Here is a 7,923-nt window from a genome sequence, read left to right as displayed (position 1 = left end):
CTCGCACGCTCCTTTCCCCGTCGCCGACGCCTCTGAAGTCTAGTCACGCCGTACTCTCGTGCTGAGACCACGGGCGAACCCGGCAAGAACAAGCAGTATCCGGGTGGAACGTGGTGTCACTTCACCTGAGATCGAGTCTCATCCGGTAGCATTGGCGGTTAACCGATCCGCTTTTCACCGGTACCGAAGGAGTTGCCGTGGTTCAGTTCGATACCCCCGCGGTCGTGGCCCCCGACCCGCAGGCCAACATCACCGATCTGCTCGTGGAGCGGGTGAAGAAGACGCCGCAACTCGCGCTCTTCGCCGTGCCCGAGGGCACCGGCTGGCGAGACATCACCGCATCCGACTTCCTGAACCAGGTGGTGGCGCTGGCCAAGGGTCTCGTCGCAGCCGGCATCGAGCCGGGCGACAAGGTGGGTTTCATCGCGCGAACGACCTACGAGTGGACGCTCGTCGACTTCGCGATCTTCTTCGCCGGCGCCGTCATGGTCCCGATCTACGAGACCAGCTCCCCCACCCAGATCGCGTGGAACCTCTCCGATTCGGGAGCGGTGGCCTGCATCTGCGAGTCGGCCGATCATGAGGACCGGGTGCAGGAAGTGCTCGCCGAGCTCCCGAACGTCCGCTCGACGTGGGCGATGCACAAGGGCGACCTCGACGCGCTCGTCGAGAAGGGCGCCGCCGTCACGGATGACGAGATCGAACGGCGTCGCTCCCTCGCCGTGGGCGCCGACATCGCAACGCTCATCTACACGTCGGGGTCGACCGGTCGCCCGAAGGGCTGCGTCCTGACGCACAGCAACTTCGTCGAGCTCTCCCGCAATTCCGCGGAGGCACTGAACGAGGTCGTGGCCAAGCCGGGCGCATCGATGCTCCTGTTCATCACGACAGCCCACGTGTTCGCGCGGTTCATCTCGATCCTCAACGTCCACGCGGGCGTGAAGACCGGGCACCAGCCCGACACCAAGCAGCTTCTCCCCGCGCTCGGATCCTTCAAGCCGAGCTACCTCCTGGCCGTTCCCCGGGTGTTCGAGAAGGTCTACAACTCGGCGGAGCAGAAGGCGGAGGCCGGCGGAAAGGGCAAGATCTTCCGCGCGGCCGCGCACACCGCGATCGAGCACTCGAAGTACGTGCAGGAGGGACGCAAGGTCCCGTTCATGATGGGCGTGAAGTTCCGCCTGTTCGACAAGCTCGTGTATTCGAAGCTCCGCGAGGCGATGGGCGGGCGCGTCGAGTACGCCGTGTCGGGATCCGCGCCGCTGGGTGAGCGCCTCGGCCACTTCTTCCACGGCCTCGGCGTCGACATCCTCGAGGGGTACGGCCTGACCGAGACGACCGCGCCCGCGACCGTCAACCTCCCGGGCAAGTCCCGGATCGGGACTGTCGGCCCTGTGCTTCCCGGCGTCGGCGTACGCATCGCGGAGGATGGCGAGATCGAGGTTCGCGGCATCGTCGTCTTCAAGGAGTACTGGCGCAACCCCGAGGCGACAGCCGCCGCCTTCGATGGCGAGTGGTTCAAGACGGGGGACATCGGCGCCTTCGACAAGGACGGGTTCCTCCGGATCACCGGCCGGAAGAAGGAGATCATCGTCACAGCTGGCGGCAAGAACGTCGCACCCGCCGCGCTCGAAGACCCGATCCGCGCCAACCCCATCGTCGGACAGGTCGTTGTCGTCGGCGACCAGAAGCCGTTCATCTCGGCCCTGGTCACTCTGGACCCCGAGATGCTGCCGACGTGGCTGGCCAACAACGGTCTGCCCGGTGACATGTCCCTCGACGATGCCGCATCCCACGACGCAGTCCGCGCCGAAGTGCAGAAGGCCATCGACGGGGCCAACGCGTCCGTCTCTCGCGCCGAGTCGATCCGCAAGTTCGTGATCCTGCCGACCGAATGGACTGAGGCGAGCGGCCACCTCACCCCCAAGATGAGCATCAAGCGCAACGTGATCATGGCGGACTTCGGCGACCACATCGAGGAGCTCTACGCGGTGCCGGTCACGACATCCAACGTGTCGCTGTCGTAGGCGCACCGACTCCGACATCCGAACGACGGGGTGCATCTGCAGCGCGCAGGCACCCCGTCGTTGTCGTGTGTTCGGGTCAGAACCAGTCGGACTCGCGGACCTCACGCATCGCACGCTTGCGGCGTTCGGGATCGAGCCGGTCCAGGTAGAGCTTCCCGTCCAGGTGATCGGTCTCGTGCTGCAGGGCCTGCGCCATGAGGCCGTCACCCTCCAGGATGATCGGGTCGCCCTCCAGATCGATCCCGTGGACGACCGCGTGCGGGTACCGCATCGTGTCGTGCCAGAGGCCGGGGACAGAGAGGCATCCCTCCCCCACGAGCTCCGGCTCGCCCGAGACCGCCACCAGCACGGGGTTGAGCACGTACCCGATCTCCCCATCGACGTTGTAGCTGAACGCGCGCACTCCGACGCCGATCTGCGGAGCGGCGACACCCGCGCGCCCCGGCAGAGCGACGGTGTCCAGGAGATCAGCGACCAGAGCCCGCGTGCCCTCGTCGATCGTCTCGATGAGCAGGCTCGGTGCCCGCAACACGGGGTCGCCGAACACTCGGATGGGACGAACTGCCATCAGTCCTCACACCGCCGCAGGGGTACGCAGCGACTCGACGACAGCCGCCGCCAGCTGACGCGCCGCTTCTCGCGTCGCGGGGTGCACATCGTGGAACCCGATCGCCGAGCCCGAAGCGATGTGGGAGTCGTACGGCATCCGGATGACGGCCCGTACGCGCGTGCGGAAGTGGGCTTCGACCTGATCTGCCCGCACCAGCGGTGAGCCGGGTCGGGTGGTGTTGAGCACCACAACGGCCTCGCGCACACGATCGCCGTACCCGTTCGTCTCGAGCCACGTGAGGGTCTCGGATGCCAGCCGCGCCTCGTCGATGCTCAAGCCCGCGACGACGACGAGCGCGTCGGCGCGTTCCAGAGTCGCCGACATCACCGAATGCACGATGCCGGTTCCGGTGTCGGTGAGCACGACGGAGTAGTAATGAGCGGCGACTGCGGCCGCCGCACGGTAGTCGTCATCGCCGAATGCCTCGGAAACGCGCGGGTCGGCATCCGAGGCGAGCACGTCGAGCCGCGTCTCGTCGCGGGCGACGATGGTCGACAGGTCGTTGTATCCGACGACCTCGTCCTTGATGCGCACCAAGTCGCGGATCGTCTTGCCACTGGTGCGCGCGATCCGCTCCGCGAGAGTCCCGCGGTCGGGGTTCGCGTCGACCGCCACGACGCGGTCATCGCGCGCGTCGGCGAGCGCCATGCCGAGCAGCGTCGTCACGGTGGTCTTGCCCACACCGCCCTTGCGGCTGAGCACGGGAACGAAACGAGCGCCTCCGGGCAGCGGCGCCGCGATCCGCCGGCTGAGCTCCTTGCGAGCGCGCGCCTTCTTGCTGTCCCCGAGGTTGATGAGCGTGCCCGACGCCCGGTACACCGTGCTCTGCCAGAACCCCTCGGGTTCGACCTTCGCGACATGGTGCGGGTCCAGCAGCCGGTCGGCCGTCAGCACGTCGGCGCCCTCACGACTGACCTCCAGTTCGTCGAGCCGCTTCGACGCGAGCGTGACGTCGAAGGCCGCGGCAGTCGGTTCCACCGCTCGCACCGGCTGGGCCACCGGAACTGCCACTCTCTCGGCGTACGCCGGCGCGGGCGGAGCCTCGGCGTATGCCGGCGCGGGCGGAGCCTCGGCGTACGCCGGCGCGGGCGGAGCCTCGGTGTACGCGGGGGCGGGGGCCGGGTCATCCGCTTCGACCGCGTCCTCGATGTCTGTGTCGTGGCGCACCTGCCACGCAGCCACGACGGCGTCGTCGATGATCTCGGCCTCGGCGGTGTCGGCCCGCTCCGCGGCGTCGGGGTGCGTCACATCGCGATCGTGTCCGGACTCGTCGAAGTCCTCATCGATCGTGTCGTCGTCGTCTGCGGGGACGGGAAAGGCCACATCGACCTGGGCGGTGGATCCTCCGAGGAAGATTCCGGACGTGTCGACCCGCTCCTCATCGAGGATGCCGTGCTCTTCGCTGTCCGGCCGTTCCGAGTCCGATCGATCTGCCACGTGCTCTCCCCTGCCGTAGGTGTGGCGACGATGCGCCGCCCTCCAGGCTATCCGGCGGGTCGCACCACGAGCAAAAGATCACCCGCGTCGACCTGCTGCGGTGAACCGATGACGAGCCTTTCGACGAGGCCGTCCACGGGCGATGTGATCGCCGCTTCCATCTTCATCGCTTCGATCGACGCGACCGGCTGACCCGCAGCCACCGACTCTCCTTCGGCCACCTTGAGTGTCACGACACCGGCGAACGGCGCGGCGACCTGACCCGGTTTCGAGGTGTCCGCCTTCTCCGCCTGGCGCACTTCGACCGAGATGCTGCGGTCACGCACGAATACGGGGCGCAGCTGGCCGTTGAGCGTGGTCATGACGGTGCGCATGCCCTTTTCGTCGGCCTCACCGATGGCTTCCAGGCCGACGAACAGCTGCACACCGCGCTCGATCTCGACGACGTGTTCGGCGCCGTGCTCGAGGCCGTAGAGGTAGTCGACGGTGTCGAGCACGCTCACATCGCCGAACGTGTCGCGCACCCGCTCGAACTCCTTGGTCGGTGCCGGGAACAGGAGTCGGTTGAGGGTGGATCGACGTTCACCCGATGTCCCGGCCAGCTTCTCGGCATCCTCGTCACGCAGCGCGGCGGATGCGGCGCGGGGTGCGCGTCCCTGCAGAACCTTGGAGCGGAACGGCTCGGGCCACCCGCCCGGCAGATCGCCGAGTTCGCCGGCCATGAAGCCGACGACCGAGTCGGGGATGTCGTAGCGCTCGGGGTTGGCCGCGAAGTCGGCGGGGTCGGCCTTGACCGCTGCCAGGTGCAGCGCGAGGTCGCCGACGACCTTCGAGGACGGGGTGACCTTCGGTACCCGGCCCAGGATGTCGTTGGCCGCCGCGTACAGATCCTCGATCAGCTCGAAATCCTCGGCAAGTCCCAGCGCGATCGCCTGCTGACGCAGGTTCGAGAGCTGTCCACCGGGGATCTCGTGCCGGTACACGCGACCGGTCGGGCCGGGAAGGCCCGACTCGAACGGCCGGTACAGGTGACGAACGGCCTCCCAGTACGGTTCGAGATCGGATGCCGCCGCCAGATCGATCCCGGTGTCGCGATCGGTGTGCGCCAGCGCGGCGACGAGAGCCGAGAGCGATGGCTGGCTCGTCGTGCCCGCCATCGGCGCGGCGGCAGCGTCGACGGCGTCCGCACCGGCGGCCGACGCGGCGAGCAGGGTCGCGAGCTGTCCGCCGGCGGTGTCGTGGGTGTGCACGTGCACGGGCAGATCGAACCGGTCGCGCAAGGCACTCACCAACGCGGATGCCGCAGCCGGCCGCAGCAGACCCGCCATGTCCTTGATCGCGAGGATGTGGGCGCCGGACTGCACGATCTGTTCTGCCAGTCGCAGGTAGTAGTCGAGGGTGTAGAGATCCTCGGCGGGGTTCAGGAGGTCTCCGGTGTAACACATCGCGACCTCAGCGACCGCGGTGCCGGTCGAGAGCACGGCATCGATCGCGGGACGCATCTGCGATACGTCGTTGAGAGCGTCGAAGATGCGGAAGATGTCGACGCCGCTCGCGGCGGCTTCGACGACGAAGGCATCCGTCACCTCGGTCGGATACGGCGTGTAGCCGACCGTGTTGCGCCCCCGCAGCAGCATCTGGATCGCGACGTTGGGCAGCGCCTCGCGGAGCCGGTCGAGACGCTCCCACGGGTCCTCGCCGAGGAACCGGAGCGCCACGTCGTAGGTCGCGCCGCCCCACGCTTCGACGGAGAGGAGCTCGGGGGTCATGCGGGCGACGTACGGTGCCACCGCGACGAGATCCTTGGTGCGCACCCGCGTGGCCAGCAGCGACTGATGCGCATCCCGGAAGGTCGTCTCGGTCACGGCGAGCGGGGTCTGCTCCCGAAGGGCCCGGGCGAAGCCTTCCGGGCCGAACTCGAGCAGTCGTTGGCGAGAGCCCGCCGGCGCCTCCTGGGCGAGGTCGATCGTCGGGAGCTTGAGCGCCGGGCTGACCGACAGCGGGTTCTCGCCGTGGGGGCGGTTGACCGTGACGTCGACGAGCCAGTTGAGCATCTTCGACCCACGGTCCTTGGACTCCCGCCCGCGCAGCAGCTCGGGCCGCTCATCGATGAACGACGTCGAGAGATCGCCGACGAGGAAGGCGGGGTCTTCGAGCACCGCCTGCAGGAACGGGATGTTGGTCGAGACCCCGCGGATGCGGAACTCGGCCAGCGCGCGCCGGGCCCGCAGCACGGCGGCGCCGAAGTCGCGCCCGCGGCAGGTGAGCTTGGCGAGCATCGAGTCGAAGTGCGGGCTGATCTGCGAGCCGGCCGCAGTCGTGCCGCCATCCAGGCGGATGCCGGCACCACCCGGCGATCGGTAAGTCGTGATCTTGCCGGTGTCGGGGCGGAAACCCTGCGTGGGGTCTTCGGTCGTGATCCGGCACTGCAGGGCGGCGCCCCGAAGACGGATCCGCTCCTGCTGAAGCCCCAGCTCCTCCAGGCTCGTGCCCGAGGCGATCAGCATCTGGGACTGGACGAGGTCGACATCCGTGACCTCTTCGGTCACGGTGTGCTCGACCTGGATGCGGGGGTTCATCTCGATGAAGACGACCTCACCCGTGCGCGGGCCCGCGGTCTCGAGCAGGAACTCGACAGTGCCCGCGTTCTCGTACCCGATCGATTCGGCGAAGGCGACGGCGTAGCGGTGAAGGTCGTCGCGAACTGTCGGGTCGAGGTTCGGCGCGGGGGCGATCTCGATCACCTTCTGGTGACGGCGCTGCACCGAGCAGTCCCGTTCGAATAGGTGCACCGTGTGCCCGGTCTTGTCGGCCAGGATCTGCACCTCGACGTGGCGGGGACGCTGCACGGCCTGCTCGAGGAAGACGCGCGCGTCTCCGAAAGCGCTGCCGGCCTCGCGCATCGCCTCGGCCAGAGCGGGCGGCAACTCGTCGGGGGTCTCGACCCGGCGCATCCCGCGCCCGCCACCACCGGCGACGGCCTTGACGAAGATCGGGAAGCCGATGTCGGCGGACTGGGCCACGAGCGCGTCAACGTCGTCCGAGGCATCCGTCGACCTCAGCACGGGGACCCCGGCGCTCACGGCGTGCTGCTTCGCGGTGACTTTGTTGCCGGCCATCTCGAGGACGGCGGCGGGAGGCCCGATGAAGGTAATGCCGGCTGCCGCAGCCTTCTCGGCGAGGTCCGGGTTCTCGGAGAGGAAGCCGTACCCGGGGTAGATCGCGTCGGCACCGCTTTCGCGTGCGACGCGGATGATCTCGTCGACATCCAGGTACGCCCGTACCGGATGTCCCCGCTCCCCGATCTGGTAGGCCTCGTCGGCCTTCAACCGGTGCAGCGAGTAGCGATCCTCATACGGATAGACAGCGACGGTGCGAGCTCCCAGTTCGACCGCCGCACGAAAGGCTCGAATCGCGATCTCGCCACGGTTTGCTACCAGGATCTTGCGAAACATCACACCTCGCTGTTGGTGACGGGGCCTGCCTGAGTGTGCACCCAGCCTAGGGGACGGTAACGTAGAGCCTCGTGCACGTACTGTCGGTGAGCTCGCTCAAGGGTGGTGTCGGCAAGACCACTGTCACGCTGGGGCTTGCCTCCGCCGCCTTCGCCCGAGGTGTCCGCACCCTCGTGGTGGACCTCGACCCCCAGTCGGATGTCTCCACCGGCATGGATATCCAGGTCGCGGGAAAGCTCAACGTCGCCGATGTCCTGGCCAATCCGAAAGAGAAGGTCGTCCGTCAGGCGATCACCGCCAGCGGGTGGGCGAAGGTCCACCCCGGCACGATCGATGTCATGATCGGGTCGCCCTCGGCGATCAACTTCGACGGCCCGCATCCGAGCGTCCGCGACGT

The 7,923-nt window shown here is 68.0% G+C and carries 5 protein-coding genes; 2 read left to right on the top strand and 3 right to left on the bottom strand.

Features of this window, described 5'->3' with window-relative positions; all coding sequences use genetic code 11:
* Positions 1-197: 197 nt before the first annotated feature.
* Positions 198-2,024, top strand: a complete 1,827-nt coding sequence (locus B3587_RS04425; RefSeq protein WP_292726813.1) for an AMP-dependent synthetase/ligase — start codon at positions 198-200, stop codon at positions 2,022-2,024.
* A gap of 76 nt (positions 2,025-2,100) precedes the next feature.
* Here B3587_RS04425 and B3587_RS04420 read toward each other — a convergent pair whose 3' ends face one another.
* The 3 genes from B3587_RS04420 to B3587_RS04410 are packed head-to-tail and all read right to left on the bottom strand — an operon-like array spanning position 2,101 to position 7,526.
* Positions 2,101-2,592 carry a peptide deformylase gene (locus B3587_RS04420; protein ID WP_292726812.1) on the bottom strand — a complete coding sequence of 164 codons (492 nt, stop codon included), beginning with the start codon at positions 2,590-2,592 and terminating at the stop codon, positions 2,101-2,103.
* Between the two features lie 6 nt (positions 2,593-2,598).
* A complete protein-coding gene (locus B3587_RS04415) occupies positions 2,599-4,071 on the bottom strand; it encodes a MinD/ParA family ATP-binding protein (protein ID WP_292726811.1) in 1,473 nt (490 codons plus the stop codon).
* 47 nt (positions 4,072-4,118) lie between these two features.
* A complete protein-coding gene (locus B3587_RS04410) occupies positions 4,119-7,526 on the bottom strand; it encodes a pyruvate carboxylase (RefSeq protein WP_292726810.1) in 3,408 nt (1,135 codons plus the stop codon).
* Between the two features lie 71 nt (positions 7,527-7,597).
* Here B3587_RS04410 and B3587_RS04405 point away from each other — a divergent pair.
* Positions 7,598-7,923, top strand: a 326-nt coding sequence (locus B3587_RS04405; RefSeq protein ID WP_292726809.1) for a ParA family protein, incomplete at its 3' end; no start/stop codon positions are given.

It is taken from the genome of Microbacterium sp. UBA837, assembly GCF_002296025.1.
GTDB lineage: Bacteria > Actinomycetota > Actinomycetes > Actinomycetales > Microbacteriaceae > Microbacterium.
Note: the sequence above shows the minus strand (reverse complement) of the source record. Positions and strands in the feature narration are given on the sequence as shown.